The sequence below is a fragment of the Thermobacillus xylanilyticus genome (assembly GCF_907165215.1).
GTDB lineage: Bacteria > Bacillota > Bacilli > Paenibacillales > Paenibacillaceae > Thermobacillus > Thermobacillus xylanilyticus.
Genome location: NZ_CAJRAY010000005.1, coordinates 77,279 through 98,901, shown reverse-complemented (window position 1 = coordinate 98,901; position 21,623 = coordinate 77,279). Strand labels below are relative to the sequence as shown.

The 21,623-nt window shown below is 57.7% G+C and carries 19 protein-coding genes and 1 pseudogene; 1 reads left to right on the top strand and 19 read right to left on the bottom strand.

The features are described from left to right. Positions 1-4: 4 nt before the first annotated feature. The 12 genes and pseudogenes from KJQ12_RS01375 to KJQ12_RS01315 form a co-directional block, all read right to left on the bottom strand. The gene (locus tag KJQ12_RS01375) at positions 5-973 is read right to left on the bottom strand and encodes a hypothetical protein (protein ID WP_244860357.1); all 969 of its coding nucleotides are present in this window, start codon (positions 971-973) and stop codon (positions 5-7) included. Beyond that, complete coding sequence (locus tag KJQ12_RS01370; RefSeq protein WP_213483169.1) at positions 943-2,274, bottom strand: ATPase, T2SS/T4P/T4SS family; 1,332 nt, start codon at positions 2,272-2,274, stop codon at positions 943-945. Before KJQ12_RS01370 ends, KJQ12_RS01375 begins: the two co-directional genes overlap by 31 nt. After that, the gene (locus KJQ12_RS01365; protein WP_213483168.1) at positions 2,274-3,110 is read right to left on the bottom strand and encodes a hypothetical protein; all 837 of its coding nucleotides are present in this window, start codon (positions 3,108-3,110) and stop codon (positions 2,274-2,276) included. The genes KJQ12_RS01370 and KJQ12_RS01365 overlap by 1 nt, the downstream gene beginning before the upstream one ends. Further along, positions 3,107-3,847, bottom strand: coding sequence for an SAF domain-containing protein (locus KJQ12_RS01360; RefSeq protein WP_015255734.1), 741 nt, complete (start codon positions 3,845-3,847; stop codon positions 3,107-3,109). The genes KJQ12_RS01365 and KJQ12_RS01360 overlap by 4 nt, the downstream gene beginning before the upstream one ends. 189 nt (positions 3,848-4,036) lie before the next feature. Continuing rightward, positions 4,037-4,318 carry a ribbon-helix-helix protein, CopG family gene (locus tag KJQ12_RS01355; protein WP_425315948.1) on the bottom strand — a complete coding sequence of 94 codons (282 nt, stop codon included), beginning with the start codon at positions 4,316-4,318 and terminating at the stop codon, positions 4,037-4,039. 245 nt (positions 4,319-4,563) lie between these two features. Then, the gene (locus KJQ12_RS01350) at positions 4,564-4,914 is read right to left on the bottom strand and encodes a type II toxin-antitoxin system PemK/MazF family toxin (RefSeq protein WP_015255736.1); all 351 of its coding nucleotides are present in this window, start codon (positions 4,912-4,914) and stop codon (positions 4,564-4,566) included. A gap of 4 nt (positions 4,915-4,918) precedes the next feature. Beyond that, entirely contained in the window at positions 4,919-5,200 is a 282-nt protein-coding gene (locus KJQ12_RS01345; protein ID WP_015255737.1) for a CopG family ribbon-helix-helix protein, read from the bottom strand. A gap of 118 nt (positions 5,201-5,318) precedes the next feature. Next, positions 5,319-6,497 carry an alanine racemase gene (alr, locus tag KJQ12_RS01340; protein WP_213483167.1) on the bottom strand — a complete coding sequence of 393 codons (1,179 nt, stop codon included), beginning with the start codon at positions 6,495-6,497 and terminating at the stop codon, positions 5,319-5,321. 338 nt (positions 6,498-6,835) lie between these two features. Further along, positions 6,836-7,570: pseudogene (locus KJQ12_RS19485) on the bottom strand (SDR family NAD(P)-dependent oxidoreductase). A 114-nt stretch (positions 7,571-7,684) separates the two neighbouring features. After that, positions 7,685-8,122, bottom strand: a complete 438-nt coding sequence (locus tag KJQ12_RS01325) for a MarR family winged helix-turn-helix transcriptional regulator (RefSeq protein ID WP_213483165.1) — start codon at positions 8,120-8,122, stop codon at positions 7,685-7,687. A gap of 121 nt (positions 8,123-8,243) precedes the next feature. Then, complete coding sequence (locus KJQ12_RS01320; RefSeq protein ID WP_213483164.1) at positions 8,244-9,497, bottom strand: DUF4367 domain-containing protein; 1,254 nt, start codon at positions 9,495-9,497, stop codon at positions 8,244-8,246. Between the two features lie 123 nt (positions 9,498-9,620). After that, positions 9,621-9,935: a hypothetical protein gene (locus KJQ12_RS01315; RefSeq protein ID WP_213483163.1), complete on the bottom strand. Its 315-nt coding sequence runs from the start codon at positions 9,933-9,935 to the stop codon at positions 9,621-9,623. 245 nt (positions 9,936-10,180) lie between these two features. Here KJQ12_RS01315 and KJQ12_RS01310 point away from each other — a divergent pair, with 245 nt between their 5' ends. Beyond that, positions 10,181-10,462 carry a hypothetical protein gene (locus tag KJQ12_RS01310; protein ID WP_213483162.1) on the top strand — a complete coding sequence of 94 codons (282 nt, stop codon included), beginning with the start codon at positions 10,181-10,183 and terminating at the stop codon, positions 10,460-10,462. A gap of 517 nt (positions 10,463-10,979) precedes the next feature. Here the strand turns inward: KJQ12_RS01310 and KJQ12_RS01305 are convergent. From KJQ12_RS01305 to KJQ12_RS01275, 7 genes are all read right to left on the bottom strand, one after another. Continuing rightward, positions 10,980-11,846, bottom strand: coding sequence for a carbohydrate ABC transporter permease (locus KJQ12_RS01305; RefSeq protein ID WP_213483161.1), 867 nt, complete (start codon positions 11,844-11,846; stop codon positions 10,980-10,982). A gap of 11 nt (positions 11,847-11,857) precedes the next feature. Further along, the gene (locus tag KJQ12_RS01300) at positions 11,858-12,727 is read right to left on the bottom strand and encodes a carbohydrate ABC transporter permease (RefSeq protein WP_213483160.1); all 870 of its coding nucleotides are present in this window, start codon (positions 12,725-12,727) and stop codon (positions 11,858-11,860) included. Between the two features lie 78 nt (positions 12,728-12,805). After that, on the bottom strand, positions 12,806-14,140 hold the full coding sequence (locus tag KJQ12_RS01295) for an extracellular solute-binding protein (protein ID WP_213483159.1): 1,335 nt from the start codon (positions 14,138-14,140) through the stop codon (positions 12,806-12,808). A gap of 98 nt (positions 14,141-14,238) precedes the next feature. Next, complete coding sequence (locus KJQ12_RS01290; protein ID WP_213483158.1) at positions 14,239-15,843, bottom strand: response regulator; 1,605 nt, start codon at positions 15,841-15,843, stop codon at positions 14,239-14,241. After that, the gene (locus KJQ12_RS01285) at positions 15,831-17,657 is read right to left on the bottom strand and encodes a cache domain-containing sensor histidine kinase (RefSeq protein WP_244860355.1); all 1,827 of its coding nucleotides are present in this window, start codon (positions 17,655-17,657) and stop codon (positions 15,831-15,833) included. The genes KJQ12_RS01290 and KJQ12_RS01285 overlap by 13 nt, the downstream gene beginning before the upstream one ends. An 818-nt stretch (positions 17,658-18,475) precedes the next feature. Further along, a complete protein-coding gene (locus tag KJQ12_RS01280) occupies positions 18,476-19,795 on the bottom strand; it encodes an ABC transporter substrate-binding protein (RefSeq protein ID WP_213483157.1) in 1,320 nt (439 codons plus the stop codon). Positions 19,796-19,960: 165 nt separating this feature from the next. Further along, entirely contained in the window at positions 19,961-21,598 is a 1,638-nt protein-coding gene (locus KJQ12_RS01275) for a response regulator transcription factor (protein WP_213483156.1), read from the bottom strand. Positions 21,599-21,623 lie beyond the last annotated feature (25 nt).

The window sequence follows — 21,623 nt, the reverse complement described above, 5'->3', positions numbered from 1 at the left end:
CCTTTCACAATTTGCGGCGCGACAGCCAGATGCCCATCAGGAACGAGGCGAAGATCAGGGCCGCCGCGTTCAGCAGCATGTCGCGTCCGTGCGGATCCAGCACGTAGTACCGGTAAGCGCCTTCCGGGTTGTAGCGGACATTGATGCTGATGAACAGGGCAAGGAACAGGATCGGCGAGAAGTTGGCCAGCCGGATCTCAAGCAGCCGGTTGCGCTCCTGCTGATCCGCCCGCGCCGCCCGCCGCATGTCGGCGATCAGCTCCTTCAGGTTTTCCGCGATCGGTGCGCCGTCCGTCAGCGCGACCCGGAGCATGTTCGCGAAATATTCCGCCCAGACGTGGCCCACGGCCGACGAGAAGACCCGCAGGCTCGCTTCGTCATCGCCTTTGACCGACAGGTTGATGTACAGCTGCTCGAACACCGGCAGCAGCGGACCGGTGAGCCGCCGTTCCTCGACGATGCGGCCGAGCGCGATCCGCACCTGCCGCCCGCCGGTCGACAGGTAGCTCTGGTAGAACAGCTCCAACGCCGGCAGAAAGTCGATCCGGCTCTGCATCTGCCGATGCATCAGCGTCATCCGGATAATGATGTACGGCAGGCCTCCGAGCAGCATGGCCGCAATGGCCGCCCCCTTCACGGTCTGGATGACAAGCGCCCCCGCCGCTCCGCCCGCCGCGGCGAGCAGCGCGGACAGCCCGAGGAACGCCGCCGGACCGATGCCGGCGCGCGCGCTCTCCAGCAGGAGGGAGAGCCGCGCATGCGGTCCGGATACATAAGCCGCCATGCGGCGCTCCGCGCGCTCGATAAGTCCCGCCCGGCGGCGATGGCTGAGCCTCGCGGCGGTCCCTGAGCGGGATACCGCGGCGGCCAGCCAGCCGCGGATCGCGGTGAACATCAGCAGGAACAGCGCGCCCGTCGCCGCGGCCAGCATCGCGTCCAGGCTCAGCATGGCGCATCCGGGGCGATCGTCCAATCGTCCCGCTCCGGATTATAGACCGCCCAGTCGCACACATGCGGGCCGTCCGGCCGCCATTCATACCGCCCGATGCGGACGATCCGCCGCTTGCCGCCGACGATGCGCATCTCGATGCCGACATCCGTCACCTGCCGGGTGATGCGGCGGACGAGCCGGTTGTCGTCCACCGCGCGCCCGTCGAGCATGCACATGTCGGCGATCGCCTCCGGCACGTCCTCCAGCGCGTTCGCGTGGACCGTCGTCATGCTGCCCCGATGGCCGCGTGTGCACGCCCGGACATACATGTTCGCGTCTTCGTCGCGGATCTCGGCATGGACGATGCGCTGCGGCGACTGGCGCAGCGCCAGCTTGAACGCCTGGGCGGAATCGTGCATCGGATCCTCCTCGTCGGCTTCGTACTCGATCACGTTTTTGTCCGGGAACGTCTTCCGCAGCATCAGCTCGAACCGACCTTCAATCGTCACGATCCGCTCCTCGTCGGGCAGTTCGGCGATCAGCGCCTTGATCAGATGCGTCTTGCCGGAGTTCGTCGGGCCGATGATGACGAGGTTCAGGCGCCGCTCCAGCACGTTCCGCAGCAGCCGCATCACCGCTTCGTTCATCGTGCCGTACTCCGGTCTGCACAGCTCGTCCAGCCGGTAGTGCCGCACCGTGTAAAACCGGATCGTCAGCGTCGGCTCGGCGGTATAGCCGAAGCCGGTCATCGTCACCCGCGACCCGTCGCTGAGGTTCACCTCCGCCCATCGCTTGCGCGGGCTGATCCGGTCGTTGTTGAACAGGACCAGGTTCTGCTGGATCCGCTCCACGTCCTTGACCGACTGGAACCGGTGAACCGATGGCACGGGCCTGCCGGACCGCACCTCGTAGATGCGCGTGCCGACCACCTGGATTTCCTCGAGTCCGTCCCTTGCCGCCAGAATCAGCTCCAGCACGTTCAGCCCGATCACTTCGGCGAAGATCGCTTCGGCAAGGCTCCCGTAAGGATGATGATAGCCCGGAAGCCGGTGAATCCGCTTGCGAAGCAGCCGCTCCTGGATGACGGCGAGCAGCTCGGCCCGCTCCTGCGGGAAGCCGAGAACGGCGCGGTTGAGCCGCTCGCCGTAGGATTGCCGCTGCTCCTCCGTCATCCCCTGCGGCGCCGTCAGATAGGCCCGCATCTCCTCGACCAGCCTGCGGAAGGCCGCCTCCCCTTCCGCGTCGTACGGGACGTCGGCCATCCCCGCATCATCCGGAACGGCCAGCCGCAATTTCGCCGCATAGTCGGTCGGCGAAAATTTCACCCGATCCGCGCCGCTCATCAGCTGACACCATTCCTGTGGGCGAGCAGCCGGCGATACCAGGGCTGCTGCGCGGCGCTGCGCCCGAACCGCACGCCGTGGCGGTTCATCAGCTCCCGGGCCGCATCGTCCATCGCTTTCCGGCCCGAGTCGTCCGTGAGCAGCCAGTCCATCAACGCGCCGTTGTCGAGCGCCGCCAGCAGCGGTTCCGTCAGGTTGAGCCGCCCGATGGCGCGGAGTCCGGTTTCTTTCTGCACATCTTTCAATGAGAACCCCCCATTTCTCCATGGCGGTGAAATGATGACCGCGTCGCAGTCCGCCGGTTCAATGCCGAACAGCGACTGGGCGAGTCCGAACCAGCGGCGTCCGTCTTCCTGGAAATGCGACAGCGCCGTCGTCGTGGCGACGATCCGGCTGTCCGCCGCCCGCATCGCGGCGACGGTGGCGGCGTTGTCCCAGTAGGCGCTCACGTCGGCGATCGTCAGGCAGAACGCCTCCCGCGCGGCATCGAGCAGATGCCCGATTTCCTCCGGCGCGTAGAACTCCGCCTGATCCCGCAGCAGATTGCCGAAGAAGACGAACAGATTGGGCATGCCGGACGGGCGGAAAGCCGCCGCCTTGAGCCGCTCCGGCGACAAGGTGGCCGCCTTCAGTTCGGGACGCATCCGGTCAAGCGACAGCGCCGGACGCTCGACGCGGACGTAGCGGTGCAGCTTGGAACTCTTGAGATTGAGGCAGAGATAGCCGACCGGCTGCCCGCTGTACTCCGCGATCCGGCAGGCGGCGGAGAATGCGCTGATCGTCGTGCCGATGTTCGGCGTCGTGCCGGTGAAGGTAACGAGCGTTCCCCGGTTCACGAGACCTCCACCTCCTCCGCCTTGCCGGCATCGGCCGCCGTATTCTCATGCGAATCCGGCACATAGGCGATGACCAGCTTCACCTTGCCGCTCCGGCACAGATTGTCGATGCGCAGCCACTGCTCCTCGGTCAGGTTCAGGTTGACGGCATCGATCGAACCGTTCGCGTCCCGCCGGGACAGGTAGAGCTGTTCGTAGTCGCCGCTGGCGCGGGATACGAGGCCGGTATGCTGCGGATCGTCGACCTCCAGGTTCGCCGGCGTCTTCACGGCGGCCACCGTCACCGGTTCCGGGAACAACCGGCCGGATTCGATCCCTTCACCCGACGCGTAAACAAGCGCCTTGTCCCCCGCGCGCAGCCCGTTCGACACCGAAAGAATATAGTCCTTCGGGATCTGGAACGTGGACTCGCCCCGCTTCGGCAGCAGCCGGAAACGGTCCAGCTTCCAGTCGAGCACGGGCTCGTCCCGGCCGAGCGGGACCGCCGTCTCCATGCCGGCGACCGCGTGGAGGTCGGTCACCATGCCCGGCATGAAGGCGGCCTTCGTGATCGTCTTCATCCCGAGCGCATCGGCCGACAACCGCTCGCCCGCGGGAATGAAGCGGACCGGCACGACGACCTGCACCGTCTCCTGCAGCTCGATCTGCCTGAGCTGCAGCTCATGGATGCAATAGATCAGCACGCCGGCGAGCACCGCCGCGGCCGCGCTGATCGCCAGGTTCCGTCTTCTGTTCATCGCGTCTCCTTTCCGCCTGCAACAAAAAAAGAACGCTGCACAAGGGACATTCCCTCTGCATGCGTTCTTCGCATGTCACAGACCATATGGCATTTACGTTGATTCCTATATTAGCAAAATATAACTGCCCTGTCTATATCATGGAGAAAAATTTTATTTGATGACCCTGCACGCTCCCATGGGGCTGCGCTAATCGCGTGCCACCATGCGGCCAAGCGTATGGTCCGCATCATCTTCCGCATGGAACGCTTCGGAGGCGATCATCAGGTTGATGCCCGCCATTTCCAGGTAACCGCGCTGCAGGGACTCCATGGTGTGGCGCCCGTTCCGTCCGCGCAGCCACTCCGCGACGGCCCGGCGGACGATCTCGCCCCGGCTCCGCCGTTCCTGCCTGGCGACGGCATCCATATCGCTTAGCAATGTTCCCGGCAGATGGATCGTTATCCGTTTCATTCTGCGCTGTTTTGACAATCGTGACGCACCTCCGCTGCTCTCCGTCCCGCATGGCCTCCACCGGTCATGCGGCTTGAACCTCACCCAAGTACAATTCGCCTCTTTCGGCGCAAATCCTCTCGCCCGCGCAGCATTTTCATCCGGTAATTCACTCCAAAGCATGCCATTTATTTCCTTTCAACAGCACAAAAAAAGAACCGATCGGCTCGGCTCGATGATCCGTATGAATCCGCCTGGCGAACGTCCATCGGTCCAGCCGCGCACTAGAAATCGATCAGACCGACACTGATGGAGAGCGATTCGTCGACTTTCTTCATCGTCTCGTCGTCCAGATGCGTGATTTTGTCCGTAAGACGCTGCTTGTCGATCGTGCGGATCTGCTCGAGCAGCACGACCGAATCCCGGTCGAAGCCGTGCGCTTCCGCGCTGAGCTCGACATGGGTGGGCAGCTTCGCTTTCTGAATCTTCGCCGTAATCGCCGCGACAATCACCGTCGGGCTGAACCGGTTGCCGATGTCGTTCTGGATGATCAGCACGGGGCGTACGCCGCCCTGCTCTGATCCGACCACCGGCGACAAATCTGCGAAAAACACATCCCCGCGTTTTACGATCAAACCTTTACACCCCGCTTACGAGACGGCCGAGCGTGTCGTCGGCATCATCCTCCGCCTGGAATGCTTCAGCGGCCATGTGCAGGTTGATGTTCGCCATCTCGAGATATCCCCGCTGCATGGAATCACGGATTTGACGCTTCTTCCGTTCGGTAAGATAGAGCTTCATCGCCTGGCGGATGAATTCGCTGCGGTTCGACTTCTCTCGCGCCACGATCCCGTCCACTTCCCGAAGCAACTGATCCGGCAGACTGATCATGATCCGTTTCGTGTTCCGCAGATCGGCCAAATCCGTCGCACCTCCAAAACATTTCCAATCCAGCCTCTTACCAGTATGCCGTTGCCATGGTTCGATTATACACCCATATCTATGATCGCGAAAACGCGGAAATGACGGGGACACGGCGTCATCCGGCAAGTCCGTTCCGCACTTCCACCGGCTTGCCGCCGCGGATATAGACCCGGGGCACCCGGGCGGCGATCATGCAGACGATTTCGTAGTTGATCGTACCGAGCAGCGACGCGATTTCGTCGGCCGTGATGACCTCATCGCCCTGCCGTCCGATGAGAACGACTTCTTCCCCGGCCTCCACCGGGCTGCCGAACCCTTCCGCCCGATCCGCCGGTCCCAGCGCGATCATGCATTGATCCATGCAGATCGTGCCGAGCACGGGTACGCGGACACCGCGCACCAGCGCCTCCGCCTTGCCGGTCAGCATCCGGCTGTAGCCGTCCGCGTAGCCGATCGGCAGCGTGCCGATCCGCTCTTCGCCGCGCGTCACATAGCGCGTGCCGTAGCTGATGCCCCACCCGGGCGGCGCGGTCTTCGTCATCACGATTTCGGTCTTCAGCGTCAGGACCGGCTCCAGCTCGATCCGCGTTTTCCCGACTTCCGCGGACGGATAGAGGCCGTACATGCCGATGCCGAGCCGCAGCATGCCGCCCGTCCATTCCGGCGTGTCGATGCCCGCCGCGCTGTTGCCGAGATGAATGAGCGGGATGTCGAGTCCGCGGCGGCGCACGGCTTCCGTCACGGCGGCGAACCGCTCGTGCTGCAGGCGGGTGTAGGATTTGTCCGCTTCATCCGCGCGTGCGAAGTGGGTGAACAGCCCTTCCACTTCGACGCCCGGCGTGCGCATGGCCCGCTCGACGAACCGGACCGCTTCCTCCGGCAGCACCCCGAGCCGGCCCATGCCGGTGTCCACCTTGACGTGCACGCGCAGCGGACGCGTGCCGGGCCGCGCCGCCGCTTCCAGCGCGTCTTCGCGGAACATGGCGACCGATATGTCCAATTCGCGGGCGACGGAGAAGCCCTCGGGCGGCACATACCCAAGCACGAGAATCGGCGCCTCTATCCCTCCGCGGCGGAGCTGCACCGCCTCGTCGAGAAACGCGACGCCGAGCATGTCCGCGCCTGCCGAGACCGACTCCCGCGCAATCTCGACGGCTCCGTGGCCGTAGGCGTTCGCCTTCACGGAAGCCATAAGCTTCGTTCCGGGCGCAAGCGCCCGCCGGAACGCCGCGATGTTCCGGCTCAGTGCATCCAGCGAAATTTCCGCGCGGGTCGGTCGATAATATGTGTCCATCCGGGTTTCACCTTCGTTTTCCGTTCTCCTGAACCATGCAATTATCGTATATGGTTCAATCCCGGACTGTCAAACGGGCGGCGGTGTTTCCAGTTGAAAATCATACTGTTGCCGGATTGTTTAAATTCAAAAAAACAGGTCCCCGGCCAGATTGCAAACGTGTCTCCGGTCAGCCGTCTATATGCTCCGGGATCATGCGTCGCGGGGCGTCTCCCAAAGAAATGGGAACCTGGCACCAGGTTCCCGCATTGTCATTTTTCCATTTCTTCCGGCACGGACCTTGCGATCTTCTCCATCTCGTAGCGCGAATCAGGAGATCCCGAATGCGTCTCCGGCGTTTATTCACCTCCCGAAACGCGGATAACTTCACCATTAATATTGCCGTTAGCCCGGGATCCAAGGAAAACAACGAGATTGGCGATATCGTCCGGGACGCTGTGCTTCCGGGTCGGAACTTTTATCCGTTCCCGTTCCAGCATTTCTTTGGGGAATTTCTCCATCGCCTTCTCGGTCAACGTGAAGCCGGGCATGACGACATTGACATAGATCCCTTCAGGGCCCAGTTCCTTGGCCAGCGTTGCCGTGAGGCCGTGGATTCCCGCCTTGGCTGCCGTATAAGATGCGCGTCCGGGCATCCCGTCCTCCGCCAGACCGGAAGAGATGTTGACGATTCGTCCCCAGCCCTACTTCCGGATATAGGGCAGCGCTTGTTGAATGGTGAAGTAATAACCTTCCAGATTGGCCCGGATTTCCTGACGCCAACTCTCGGGAGAGACATCTTCGAAGGCAAGTTGACGGGGTTCCGGCCAACGGACATCGTTGTTCACCAGCACATGAATCGAGCCCCATTTGCCGGCGACCGCTTGCACGGCCTGTTCCATCGAATGATCGTCGTTCAAATCATAACGAATCGACATCGCTTCGCCGCCGAGTCTTTCGATCTCGCGCACGACTCTGTCCGCCCCGCTAGCATCGCCGCGATACGTGAGCGCGACCTTCGCGCCTTCCGCGCCGAATTTTCTCGCCACGGCCGCTCCGATTCCGGAGGAGCCTCCTGCTACGACGGCGACCATGCCTTTCAGTCCCAAATCCACGCAAACCTCTCCTTATCTAAAATGAGCTGGCAAGTTATATGTTTAGCCGAACTTAAATTTAGTCAGGCTAAACAATAGAAGACAAAAAAACGACTACTTCTCCTCTTCAAGCGAACTTTCGCTTTTCTTGAGTAGCATCAGCAGGATCGCCGCCTCCTCGGACGACAGGTTTTTCCGGACAAGCCGCTCGACTTCGTGGAGAATTTCCGCGCAGACGTTTTCGATCGACCTGCCTGTTTCGGTCAGAAAAATGCGGTTCACCCGCGCATCATCCGCATCCTGCTTCCGTTCCACCCATCCTCCCGCGGCGAGCATATCCAGAACTTTCGTCAAGGAAGCCGGCCGAATGCACAGTCTCTCGTGAAGTTCCTTCTGCGTCTGGCCATCGCCGTGACTCCACAACAGCGACAGCACTTCGACTTGCGCCGTGGTCAAGCCGTATTGTGCGAGCCTGTCGTTAAAGAGATGTCCCGTCTTTTGATACATCTTCTTGATCCAAAAGCTGATGCTTCCTTCCAAAGTCATCTCCATATCATTTAGCCACCCTAAATATATCGTACACCAAAATCCAGGCATTGTCTATAAGTTTCCATTCGGATAAAAAAAAGGAACCTGAGATCAGTTCCCTGACATCAGGTTCCTTCGATTCCGTTCATTTCTCCATTTCCTCCAGCACGGATTGGGCAATCTTCACCATCTCGTCCTCGGGCAGCTCGGCCGACGTCAGCCGGTATTCATATCCCTGGTACGTCCAGGTGAGCGTCTGCTGCACGTCGCCCGCGAGCAGCCCCCACGTATGGCCGAGATCGAGCATGACGCCCGGGACAAGCGCAGCGTCCACATCCTTCGGCTTCGTCTGGAACAGCGTGTAATTGTAGGTGCCGGTGAAGCGCATCAGCACGCCTTTGCTGCCGTCGGCTTGCGTGATGTCGGTGATGTCCTTGAGCGCGACGCCCTCGGGATAATAGGAAGGCTCCATCGGAACAAAATCGTCCGCCGCTTCGCCGCCTGCCGCCGCTTCATCCGGAACGGTGCCGGCATCGGTCTCGTCCGTCGCCGAATCATCCGGGCTGTCGCCGGGCTCCGCTTCATCCGTTGCCGATTCGTCCGGGTTGTCGCCGGGTTCCGCATCGTCCGTCGCCGATTTGTCGGGATTGTCGCCGGTATTCGCATCGTCCGTTGCCGTCTTGTCCTGATCGCCGTGGCTGTCGTGGGCCCCTTGTTCCTCCTGACCGGGAGCATCCGCCGATTTGTCCTGCTCTTCCTGCTGCTGAGCGGCTCCGAGATTCGCTTCCATATCGAACGCTTTGTCGTCGAACGCAACGTCGAATCTGAACTGGTCGAACGTGACTTCGACCATCACGTTCGCGTTCGCGTCGCTCACTTCCACCCGCTGCGGCGCGTACGTTTTCTGGTCGAGCCATATTTTCTGCCGAGCCAGAGATCCGTTCTGGTAGTTCGCCATGACGTCAAACACATACGATTCCTTGTCGATCGCGAACTGTCGGGAATTGTCGAGCAGAATGCTCTGCACCAGCGTCTGGTACAGGTAAACCTGCCCCTGGTTCTGCGGCCAGTCGCTCTGGAAGCGGAAGCTCTTCTTCAGCTTCGGAGTCAGCACGAACACGCCTTCGTCGTTGCGCAGGACGATCTGGGTGATGTCCTTGGCGGCGTTGGTCAGCGCGACCCTGTAATAGGATGGTTTCTTGTACCAGACTTCCACCTGGTACTGGAGCGGCTGCTGCCCGGTATGAAGCGTCATCGTCCCTTTGCCCTGATAGCTCTTCAAGCCGCCGAGCACGCCGTCCAGGTCTTTCACAACAGACTCGGCGCTTTTGGCTCCGCATCCCGCAAGGATGAGGGTGACGCACAGGACGACGGCTGCCGCCCACTTCATGCGACGCATTGGATCATCCCCTCTACACAGTGGTTTTCCGACTGATAACATGTCTATGAGGGGACTTGACCGATTATGCGGACAGGATTGACGAGCCGGAGCGGGGATGGCTTGCGACCCGGAACGTATCGCTCAATCCTGGGAAGCAACCATGGCCGTGCTGACAATCCAAATCACAACTGCCGGGATATAATAAATCACCGCAACGTTTGCATCCGTGGCGGGCAGAATGGAGTTGAAAAACAGCGCATTGTACAAGACAAAAAGAGCAAACGCAACAATGCCTTTCAACCAGGAGCTTCCGTACACCACAAATCCGATTCCCGGGATGAACAGATTGGCAAGAACGCTGATTCGTTTTTTGAAAGCGCGGTGCTCCCTCTTCAGTTCGTCAATCTCTTTGTAAACTTCCCTTTTGAGTTCCCTTGACCATTCTTCATTTTCCACAATCCCCCCCCTTTGATTACAATATTACAATAAATATGCAAGAAGCGCTGCTCCCGGAATCGTGATCCGCAACTTTCATTTGGATATGCTCCCGCAACACCCATCTCTTTACGAAAATACACGCACATCGGAGAAACTGCCTGCCGCAACGTTCTCCCTGCTTCATTCGTAGTATTGCTTGACGCGGGAAAGATGGAGTGGTCGTGATTCGCTGATCGGCCGCAAAGCGCGATCCGTGGGGGCGCGTGATTCGCACGACGAATCTGCCGAAAAATGTTTCGGACTTCCCGTACATTTTGGAAGACATTCCGAATGAAATGTACGAAATGCCGTTCTTCCTATCTGAACGTGTCGATTATTTCAAAACGCCGAAGCAAGTTTTCGACGAAGGGTATTTTACGAAAGAGGGGCTGGATGTAAGTCTCGCCCGATTTGCTATTTCTTTTAACATTTTGGTTGATATTTTTCCTTCGACAGATTTGGAAATGTTAAATTGCAAGCCATCAACAAAAATTGCATCTTTCTGACTGTCAATTGAAGCAGCGGCGCCAAAAGCAGTTAGTGAGAAGCACGACGTCAATAAAAATTTTTGGAGGCGGGTATGTCTAAATTTTCTTATTATGGTTTTCTTCTTCTGATGGTTGGCGGCATCCTTTATACCGTAGAACGTATCGTGTTCTACATTTTCTACTATCTTTATGTCAGCAGAATTCCGGAAAAGCCCTACCTGTGGAGTAATGTCTTTGTTCTGCTATTTTTGGTAATCGGGTTGATTTTGATCTTCATCGATCTTATCAACCGAAAAAAGGGCAAAAATAACGCGTCAATCTGATACCTCGCGGTATGCGAAATCTGCCAATTGACCAGCTATGCGGACGGGTTTGACAAGCCGTATGCCGTTGGACGGGGTACAATGCGAGGTTTCGCATGCCTGCGGCAGGAGACTATGAAGCTTGGCAAACAGCATAAATAAACGGACTCCTTCATTAACGGAGTCCGGCAAATACGATTTGTTTTTTATCTGTCTATGGGCACTGCCGGCCGTCATCCCTTGACGGCTCCCGCAATCATGCTTTCCTGCACCTGTTTGTTGAGCAGGAGGTAAATGAGAATCGTCGGAATCGTGGCGATCATCAGCCCGGCGCCGACCACGCCCCAATGGGTAATGTACGTGCCGACCATGGACATCATGCCGACCGTCAGCGTCTGGTACTCGGTGTCATTGATGAAGGTGACGGCAAACATGAGCTCGTTCCAGGCGGAAATGAACGTAAAGATCGCCACGGTGGCCAAGGCCGGCCGGACAAGCGGCAAGATGATGAGAAAGAACGCCCGGTAAACGCCACATCCGTCCATGACCGCCGATTCCTCCATTTCGCGGGGAACGCTTTTGAAAAAGCTGGCGGTGATATATACGGCAATCGGCAGACCGAAGGCCACGTAGGGAATGATCAGCGCCCAGTAGGTATTCAGCAGGTTCAGGTTTCTCAGCACCATGAACAGCGGCAGCAGCGCGGAATGGATCGGCACCATCATGCCCAGCAGGATCAGCGTCATCGTCGCATTGCTCAGTTTCCATTTCATCCGGGCGATGGCGTATGCGGACATTGCGGACAGGATCAGGACGAGCACAATCGTCGCTGCCGTCACCAGCACGCTGTTCCCGAAATAGGTGAGCACATTGCCCTCCGACAGGGCTTTGACGTAGTTGCTCCAGAGAAACTTTCGTGGAAGCCCCAGCACCTCGCCGCTGAAAATTTCGCTGTTGTCTTTCAACGAAAAGAACGCGAGCCAGACGAGCGGGTATATCTGCACGAAGGCAAACAGAATCAGAAACATCTGCAACAGGATCGAACCGACGGTGCCCTTCGAGCCGTACCGGCCGGGACGTTCCGATATTGCCGCTGGCATGTTTCCCACTCCTATTCCGTTTTGAAAAGTTTGTTGATAACGATGGTGAACACCAGGCACTCCAGAATGATGAAAACGGATATTGCACTTCCGTAGCCGTATCGGAACGTATCGAAAATGGTCGTGTACATCAAGGTGCTCGGCACTTCGGTGACAAAGAAGGGGCCGCCGCCGGTCAGCACGTAAATCAGGTCAAAAATTTTCAGCGCACCGATGACGGAAAACACCAGACTCACCTTGAGTACCGGCTTCATCAGCGGAATGATGACGGAAAAGGCCGTCCGGATGGTCGAAGCCCCGTCAATCTTCGCCGCCTCGATGATTTCCGAAGAGATGGATTTGGCTCCCGCATACATGAGCAGCATATGATAACCGACATATTGCCACAGAATGGGAATGAAAGAAGCCACCAAGGCGGTTTTCCGCTGGCCGAGCCAGTCACTGGCAAGGTCGGGCAGCCCGACGGTTTTCAGCAGCGTGTTCAGCAATCCGTAGTCGGCATTGTAGATTTTGGACCAGAGCTGGGCGATGACCACGGTCGAAATCAAAACCGGGATGAAATAGACCGTGCGGTAAAATCCTTCACCCTTGACTGAAGAAGCCAGGATCAAGGCGAGCAGCAACGAAACGGGCAACTGGAAGAAGACCGATGCCGCGGCGAACAGCAGCGAGTTTTTCATCGAATTGAGCGCCCGGGAATCCGTGAACATTTCAACGTAGTTGTCCAGACCGATGAATTTTCCATTGCCGATGCCGTTCCAGTCCAGCAGACTGTAATAGCTGGAAACGAAGATCGGAACCAGCACGATTGCGACAAACAAAAGAAGGGTCGGACCGACGAAAACGGCGATGTCCCTTTTGTTCGAAAAAACTCTGTCCATGCGTACCCTCCCGACAAAGAGGCGGCCGGATGCGCCGGAGGGCGGAATCACCACCAGCGCAGCGGCCGTCCTTTTTCATTACAGATGCAGTTCCGTCGGTTCCAATTGCGCCATCCGCTCGGCGAATTGTTCCGGGGTAATTTCGCCGGCCAACAGTTGAGCGATCAGATTTTTGTGGGTGTCCGCCGAACTTGCCGGGAAGACGTTGTCCCACCAGGGGATGAACGCTTCCGCCGTGTCCATCAGCTCTGCGAACGTCAGATCAAGTTGGGAAAGGCTCGACGTGTCCAACCCTTCCGTGTTCCAGGTCGGCAGCCCCGCACCGGCGAGGAACCCGCGGGTGCCAAGCTGCTCGCTGAGGTACAGCAGGAACTCGTATGCTTCATCCGGGTATTTCGTGTTTGCGCTGATATAGAACCCGTCGGAAGAGCCTCCCAAAAATTCATGCGCGGTGCCCTTGCCGTCCTCGAAGACCGGGAACGGCACCACGACCACTTTGCCGCTGGTGGCCGAAGACGGATCTTCGATGCCGGCATTGACCCAGTTGGCCTGGAACATCATTGCGGCGTTGCCCGCGTTGTACGCGCCGAGCATCTCTTCATAGCTCATGCTGAACAGGCTGTCGTTGAACATGCCCGCATTGGCCAGTTCCTGCAATTTTCTCGCCGCTTCGATGATGTCCGGCGAATTCCATTTGGAAGGATTGTGGAAGGCTTCCACCACCGCATCATAGCCGGCTTGCCGCAAGGCGATGATGTTGAACCAGTACATGCCCGGCCAGCGGTCCTTCTCTCCGATGACAGCCGGCGTAATGCCCGCGGCCCGCAGCTTGTCGACGGCATCCAGCAGTTCCGAGTAAGTGGTCGGAATGTCGGCGCCCGCTTTTTCGAACAGCTCGGTATTGATGTACAGATTGGCGATGTGGGTATACACGGGCAGCGTGTAGAGTTTTTCTTCGTATTCCAGCGTTTCAAGCACGCCGGGCTTGATCTTGGCCTTGACTTCGTCCGTCACGTAAGACGTGATTTCCAGGACGTTTCCGTTTTCGATGTACGGCTGCATGAAGCTGCCGCCGCCCATGCCGTAGAAGATGTCCGGCGCTTCGTTGGCGGCGAGGGCCGTCTTGATTTTCGTCTTGTACTGTTCACCCGGCGTCCCCGTCCGTTTCACCTGGATATGGGGGTTCGCCTTGTTCCACTCGTCGACGATTTCCGGAATCAGTTGGGCCGACGGGTCCGTGGAGCCCACCGATTGGTCCCAAAGCGTCAGTTCGATCGTTTTGTCAGAGGACGCCCCTTCTCCATTTCCGCCCGGGGTCGTCGCATCGCCGGCCTCTTTTCCGCAGGCCGCCAGACCGATGGCCAGCACGAGGGCCAGCGCCGCCAGCAAAACGTTCTTTCGCAGCGCTTTCATAAATGCTTCCTCCCCTTTGTCAGTTCAAGAATTCGTTTTCATTATAGAATCGCCCCGGTTGAAAGACGATGCAAGATTCCGGCATGATGTTGCAAAATTCAAACATCCGCTTTTTTCCATTCTTGGGCAATCTGCTCCCGGTATTCGCTGACGGACATGCCGGTCATCTTTTTGAACACATGACTGAAATAGTGGGGATCGGGGATGCCGACCCGCTCGCCGATCTGATAGCTCCGCAGATCGGTCTCGCGGAGCAGGGCGGCCGCCTTCCGGATTCGCAGGTTCGTCAGATACGCCACAAAGGACATGCCGGTTTCCTGCTTAATCAGCCGGCCGAGATGTCCCGGACTGACATAAAACGTTTCAGACACGGACTGCAGCCCGAGATCCGGATTCCCGATGTTTTCTTCAAGGTACGCCTTCACGCGGCTGATCAAGTCTTCTTTCTTCCCCTGCAAGCTGTCATCGATCCGGTCGGCCAGGAAACGCACATACGCCTCCATCTGCCGTTGGATTTCAGGCAAATTGTCGGCGGTCAGGATCGCCGTCAGCGTGTCCTGCCTGAATACGAGTTCACCGTCAATCTGCTGCTCAATGGCGGCATGCATGCTTTGGGTGAGGACCTCCATGGCCGCCAGCCGAACCTGGTATTCGTCGGAAAACGGCACGGCAAAGATGTGCCGCAGAAGCTCCGCTGCACGATCCGCCGAACCGACGCTGATGAAAAATTTCAATTGCTGGAGCAAATCCGGATTGGGATGATGGGGCTGCTCCCCGTTCGCCATCACGTCGTCATGGCAAATCACCTGATTTTTGCCGACCAGCACTTTATAGCGAAGGGCGCGGCACGCTTCCCGGTAGGATTCGGGAACGCGGTCCGGTTGTTCGTGCTTCCGTCCGACGCCGATGTTGACCTCGCAATCGAACGTTTTGGCCAAAACGTTTTTCAGCCTTTCGCAAACGTGCGGCAAATGGCCATCCCGATTCATGGCCAGCATGACGATGCGGTTTTTGGCGTCGGACAGGATCATCATGCGCTCATCGTTGCGAAAGAACGCCTCCGTCCGGTTTCTGCACTTCATTTCCAGCAGCAGCAGCTGCTCTTCCGTTCTGTCCGCCGCAGGCAGCACTTCCATGACGGCGACCTGCACGTTTCCGTCCCGGATCGCTTCCGGCATGTTGTAATATCGCCACTTGTCTTCCAGCTCTTCGCCGGCGATGTGGCCTTCCAGCCAGCGGGCAACGAAATTTTCCCGCAGCACGGGCAGGTTCCGTTCCAATTCCTTTTTGAGCGTTTCCAGTTGTTCGTCACGGAAACGCTCTTCCGCGATCTGCCGTTTCAGCCTGTCCGCCACGCCCGTCAGTTCCGCGGCGCGGATCGGTTTCAGGATAAAATCGGAAACGCCGATCTTGATGCTTTTTTGCGCATATTCAAATTCGTCATAGCCCGTCACAATAACGATCTTCACTTCAGGATGGGATTCGAGCACCCTGCTGCTGAAGGTGATCCCGTCCATGTGCGGCATGCAGATATCCGTAAAGATGACATCCGGCTGCAATTCTTCCACCAGATCAAGCGCTTCCAGTGCGCTTGCCGCTTCACCCGCAATGGCAAAACCGTGCTTTTCCCATTCAACGCTCATGCGGATCAGATTCCGGATCAGATACTCGTCGTCCACGATCAGCACTTTCAATGTTTCCATGCGCCTTCTTCTCCTGTCGGGATCAAAATGGTGACGGTCGTCCCTTTTCCCGGTTCGCTGTCGATGCGGAATTCGTTAGTTCCGTTGTAATGGATACGCAGTCTTTCCATTGTTCCTTTCAAGCCGAAGCCGCCCGCTTCGCCGTTTCCGCTGCTTTCCAGCACCTGCCGGACTTTCTCCGGCGGCATGCCGACGCCGTCATCGCTGACGGCCAACCGCAGCCAGCCGTCCCCGCGGCGTGCACTGATTTTGATCGTCCCTTTGCCGCCCATGTTTCGGATGCCGTGATACAATGCATTTTCCGCCAGCGGTTGGAGCACCAGCTTCAAGATTGGCACTTGCAGGCAATCCTCATCAATGTCATATTCCGCTTCGAACAGATCGCGGTAGCGGACTTTTTGAATGCGCAGGTAGTTTCGCACCATCTCGATTTCTTCGCCGACGGTGATGACTTCCCGCCCTTTGCTGACGCTCAGCCGGTAGTAGTTGCCCAGCGCTTCCAACATGTCGCAGACCTGATCGTTCAAGCCGGACATGGCCAGGGAAGAGATGGAATCCAGGGTGTTGTACAGGAAATGCGGTTTGATCTGGGCCTGCAGCATGTTGAGTTCGGCTTTGCGGATCATGTTCTGCTCGTCGATGATCCGTTTCAGCAATTGCCGGATTTGGTCGATCATCCGGTTGTATCCGGCGAATAACCGCCCGAATTCCTGGTTGTTCGGAACCGTATCCATTTTGACGAACGTTTCGTTACCCGTGCTGTCCATGGCCGTCAGCAACTGATTGATCGGATTGAGCACGTTTCTGGAAATGATGATGGAACTGACGTAAAACACAATGCCGTTGACGACCAGAAGGACCAATGCGAACAGGACAAGCGTCGACTGTTCTGCATTCAGCGGCTGGTTCGGGGTCACGCTCAGAAACGTCCAGCCGGTCTCCTCGTTCACTTTCCAGGACACGGTATATTCGCCGCCGCCGTATGCCATGGAAAAGAACCCCGAAGCTTCCATGCCGGAAACGGGAGCCACCGTGTCCGCAAAATAGGCCGTCAGATACTCCAGCACGCCGGCATGGCTTTCTTCCGCCGCACCGGCCGTAATCGGCCGATGCCGTTCATCGAGGATGGCAAACAGCCTGCCGCCAGGGCCGCCCAGCATGGAATAAGCCTCCGCAAAAGCGCTCTGAGGAATATTGATGACCAGGATGCCGAGGGGGGACGTATCATCAATGTCCCGGATCAGGCGAATGAACGATACAAAATTCTCACCCCGGTCGTCCGCAAACGTCCCGCCGTCGTTCAATCGCAACAGGAATTTTCCCTCCCGCTTGACGGCTTCGTCATACCACGCCGCATCTTCCACCCGGGCTTTTGCAAAAAACGTGTGCAGCGAACCGACGGAAAACCAGTTGCCGGACCGGTCAAATACAAAGACGGAATCGATGTTCGGAAACGTCTGGATCAGGTTGTGCAAATCCCGTCCGACTCTCGACTGCGTATTGATGTCGGCATACAAATCGCCCAGCCGCAACAAACGTTGCAGATTGACATCCAACAGGATCATTTTGGAGAAGTTGTTTACGTTGTCCACCAGCAGACGGACGTTTGTCTCGATGGAAGAGACGGTCTGCAAGGCGGCTTCATTAATTTTGGTTTGTGCCGAATGCCAGACGATCCGGTGTAGGATGACGGAGCTGCATGAAACGGTAAGGACGATCACCAGAAAATAGACCAGCGGGATCATCAGCGACAGTCTTTTCGGTCTGCGCCAGAACGATACCATGATGCGGTTCACCATCAACTTTTTATTCATGATATCAACCATTATAGCGATCCTTCGCCATCGTCTTCCATGGATCGGGAAATTTCCCTTGGCAATGTCGAAGAAGCGCTGAACTTGAACGCAGATTCAGGTTACTAACGTTTACTGAAGCTCGGCGGGACGGAACTCAAGGCAATATTTTGAAAACGGGAAGAAGAGAGAATGCCCGCCCGCAAAGGTTCCGGAAGATGCCTTTCGATCATTCCGGGTTGCCAATTGACCGATTATGCGGACGGGTTTGACAAGCTTTAGAGGGGCTGGAGGCGAAGAGCCTAAAAGAGATCTCGCCGGAGACTAGCGCTGAAAGTACGCGTTTGCATTGACCGGCATGGAAAAAGGGAACCTTCAGGCGGGTTTCCGTCCCGGTATTGATGGACCCATTCCCTCAGCGTATGGCACCAAACGCAATTTTATCATCCGCTGATACATCTTTAATTTTATAGATTTTTGTTCTTTTAGGGTATTTGTTTGAGAAAGTCGCTTTTGTGTCAAAGATTTATTCTCATGATCGCTAAAATTTTTAGTCTGCCTACCTCAACCCCATTTTTATTAAAAACTAAGTGAGACCTGGGAAGTTTCCCAATTGTCCAATTAATGGGGACGGCGACCTCATATTCTTTCAGTTTTAATCACTTGCAATGACGATTGATGTTGCTCAATTCCTGTTTGTTGATACCCACAAGAGGCAATGGATGCGGACGGGTTTGACGAGCCTCGGCAAGGTTGCCGCCGCAAGGAAAAAGCCGCAAGGCGTTGCCTGCGCCTTGCGGCCCGATACGCTCCCGGACGAGCCCCGTCCGATGCGTCCGTTATTCGTAATCTTTCGCGATCGCCACCAGCTCTTCCCATGCCTTTTCGGGCGTCACTTCGCCGAATATGATTTTCTCGGCAAGCGTCGAATAATCTTTCTCGCGGAAGATTTGCCATCCTTTCGGGTCGGGCTGGAACGGCTGCGCGATCGGGGCGGTGCTTTCGATGAGCTGGATGCCCATCTTGTCGGCTTCCGTGAAATTCGGGGACAGATGCTCCAGCACGGGCTTGGAGACCGGAACGCCCCGGGTCGTGCCGAGAATTTCGCCCGCCTCTTTGTCGTTGATGAACCAGTCGATAAACTTCTTCGCTTCTTCAATGTAAGGCGAATCGGCCGAAACGCTCCAGTACATGGACGGCTTCAGCCAGCCGGCGCCCTCCTGGCCGCGCGGCATCGTCACCATGCCGTAGACGCCGGGGTTCATGCTGTCCAGCGCACCGGCTTGCGCCGCGTGGTAGTTGCGGAACAGCACGTTTCCGTTGACCAGGAGGTCCAGCGCCGGATCCAGTTCCTTGTCGGTGACGTTGATATCGCCCGGCGGGACGACGCCTTCCTTCCGCAATTCGGCGAACGTATTCGCCCATTCGAGCCACGTGTCCTTGTCCATGTTGAACTTGCCGTCCTGTGTGACGTAATAGCCCAGACCGCGGCTCATTTGGAAGATGCCGTAAATATCGAGCCGTGCCGTTAGATCGGCGCTGATATATTGATCGCCCGCTTTCGCTTTCGCGTCGCGGAGGTATTGGAAAAATTCTTCCCAGGTCCAACCGTCCTTCGGCAGCGGCATGCCCAGTTTCTCAAGCACCTGCTTGTTGTATCCCAGTCCGATGGCGTTGTTGCCGAGCGCAACCGCGTACAGCTTGCCGTCGGACATCCCGGAGTTCACCAGCGCTTCGTCCATATTGGACGTGTCGATGCCCTCCGACAAATCAGCGAGCAGGTTCCGCTGCACATAATCCGCGAAATAGGCGGGGTCCATCTGGATGATATCGGGCGCGTTCTTCGCCGCCACTTGCGTGGACAGTTTGTCCCAATAACCGTCCCATCCCGAATATTCGGGCTCGAACGTGATGTGGGGGTTAAGTTCGGAATACTTCTCCAGCGCTTTCAGTGTGGCGTCGTGCCGTTCCTGGGCTCCCCACCACATGATGCGCAATTTGATCGGTTCGTTCGATGATGCGCTCTGGCCTCCGCCTTCGCTTTGGGTTCCGCCGGAGTTCGCCGTGTTGCCGCTCTTCTGCCCGCCGCCGCAGGCCGCCAGGGTGAGCGTCAACGCAGCCGCCAGCAAGATGATGCCGGTTTTCTTGAACAAACGCATGCGCAATCCCCTTTCTTCTCTGTCGCCGGAATGTTTTTTGTTTGCGCTTTCAACTGTATCATGACCGATGCGCCATCGATATACGAAGAATGCACAATAATTTTCAATTATCGACAAAGAAGGCGAAACCCGGAATAAATTCCGTTATTCGCCTCGGCCTTCCGGTTATTTCATGAAATCGCTCGGGTTGAGACCGGTCGTTTTCTTGAACAGCGTGCTGAAATACGGGATGTTCTTGTAGCCCACCATATCGGCCACTTCGTAGATCAAATATTTGCCTTCCGCCAGCAGACGTTTCGCCTTCTCCATCCGTACCTTCGTCACGTATTGGTTGAACGATTCGCCGACGTATTCCCGGAACAGCTGGCTCAAATAATTGCGCGACAAATACACTTTGCCCGCCAGCTCCGACAAGGTCAGGTCCTCGGCGTAATGTTCCTGGATATATTGAAGGACGTATTCCACCGCCTGCTTGTGCCGCAGGTTCTCCTGACCCGTTTCCTCCCGGCACACCTGTTCGACGACGTCCATCAGCCACCGCTCCAGGGCTTCGGGCGTGTCCACCGTCTCCAGACGCTTCTCCAGCCCGGAGGTGGATAACCGGTGCTCCATGTTTTTGCCCGTATCGAACAGCGTGAAGCGGATGATTGTCAGACATTCCCGGCCGTGCATGCGCAGGGAAGCCGGCTTCGTCTCGCCGATGTCCTCCAGCGTGCGGATGAATCGCCCGATGACGTCGGCCGCCCGCTGTTCCTGGAAAAGCCGGATCGCTTCGGCCAGTTCGTGATAGAAGCGGATCGGTTTCAATTTCTGGATGGACAAATCCGGAATTCCATCCTCGGGCTTTCTGTATATATAGAGTTCCACGTCCCCGTATGCCGCGTTTCCTTCGTTGGCCAGGGCCAGGAACGCTTCTTCCGTGGACAGCGAGATGCGGCGCCAGTCGTGCTGCAGGGTGCCGACGCCGATGCGCAGACGGATCCTGAGCACTTCGTACACCGTGCGAATGAGCCGTTTGCCCAGACGAATCGCATCATCCACGGCGGCTTCCTGCGGACGGCGGTGATCGGCGTGCAGCAGAACGGCCACATGATGGGCATGCAGATCCACCATTTCGAAGGCGCCCCAGAACGTTTGCAGGAGCTCGCCCAGCACGTTGCGGATGGCGAAGCGGAACAGTTGCCGGTCGGCCGGCGCCGCTTCCGATATGCGCGACGAGGCGGCGATTTCCACCCCGAGCACCAGATGCGCGTCGGTTTCCAGACGCGGATGCTTCCGCAAAAACAGCGCTTCGTCTTCCCCGCCGTGCGAAAGGCAAACGGAGCGGGCGCCGGTCATAACATTTTTCAGCCATTCCTGCTCCAGGAACGTCTCGTAATGCGAAATTTTCTGCTCGAGCTGCTCCAGCGTTTCCTTCTCCCGCCGTTCTTCCTGCAGCTGCCGCACGGCTTGCCCGATGACTTCGCGGATCGTCGTCAACGACGCGGGTTTGGATAAATAATCGTCCACCTGCAGTTTCAGCGCCTGCCGCGCGTACTCGAATTCGGAATAGCCGCTCAGGATGACGATTTTGCCCGGGTACCCCTGCCTGCGCAGCTCCCGGATCATTTCCAGACCGTCCATGACGGGCATGTAAATATCGGTAATCACGATGTCCGGCGAAAGTTCCCCGATCAGCCGGAGCCCTTCCCTGCCGTCACCGGCCACCCCCAGGCACACGGTGCCCATTTCCGTCCACGGGATCGATTTTTCCATGCTCCGCAACACTTGCCGGTCGTCGTCAATGACCACCACTCCGTACACGCCCCGTTCCCCCTTGATGCGTCAA

What these genes read in the sequence shown, in the direction of transcription:
- KJQ12_RS01290 (WP_213483158.1), bottom strand. Translation starts at nt 15,843, where the DNA reads ATGGAAACATTGAAAGTGCTGATCGTGGACGACGAGTATCTGATCCGG.
- KJQ12_RS01300 (WP_213483160.1), bottom strand. Translation starts at nt 12,727, where the DNA reads ATGGACAGAGTTTTTTCGAACAAAAGGGACATCGCCGTTTTCGTCGGT.
- KJQ12_RS01295 (WP_213483159.1), bottom strand. Translation starts at nt 14,140, where the DNA reads ATGAAAGCGCTGCGAAAGAACGTTTTGCTGGCGGCGCTGGCCCTCGTG.
- KJQ12_RS01280 (WP_213483157.1), bottom strand. Translation starts at nt 19,795, where the DNA reads ATGCGTTTGTTCAAGAAAACCGGCATCATCTTGCTGGCGGCTGCGTTG.
- KJQ12_RS01305 (WP_213483161.1), bottom strand. Translation starts at nt 11,846, where the DNA reads ATGCCAGCGGCAATATCGGAACGTCCCGGCCGGTACGGCTCGAAGGGC.
- KJQ12_RS01370 (WP_213483169.1), bottom strand. Translation starts at nt 2,274, where the DNA reads ATGAGCGGCGCGGATCGGGTGAAATTTTCGCCGACCGACTATGCGGCG.
- KJQ12_RS01320 (WP_213483164.1), bottom strand. Translation starts at nt 9,497, where the DNA reads ATGCGTCGCATGAAGTGGGCGGCAGCCGTCGTCCTGTGCGTCACCCTC.
- KJQ12_RS01325 (WP_213483165.1), bottom strand. Translation starts at nt 8,122, where the DNA reads ATGGAGATGACTTTGGAAGGAAGCATCAGCTTTTGGATCAAGAAGATG.
- KJQ12_RS01285 (WP_244860355.1), bottom strand. Translation starts at nt 17,657, where the DNA reads ATGAATAAAAAGTTGATGGTGAACCGCATCATGGTATCGTTCTGGCGC.
- KJQ12_RS01360 (WP_015255734.1), bottom strand. Translation starts at nt 3,847, where the DNA reads ATGAACAGAAGACGGAACCTGGCGATCAGCGCGGCCGCGGCGGTGCTC.
- alr (WP_213483167.1), bottom strand. Translation starts at nt 6,497, where the DNA reads ATGGACACATATTATCGACCGACCCGCGCGGAAATTTCGCTGGATGCA.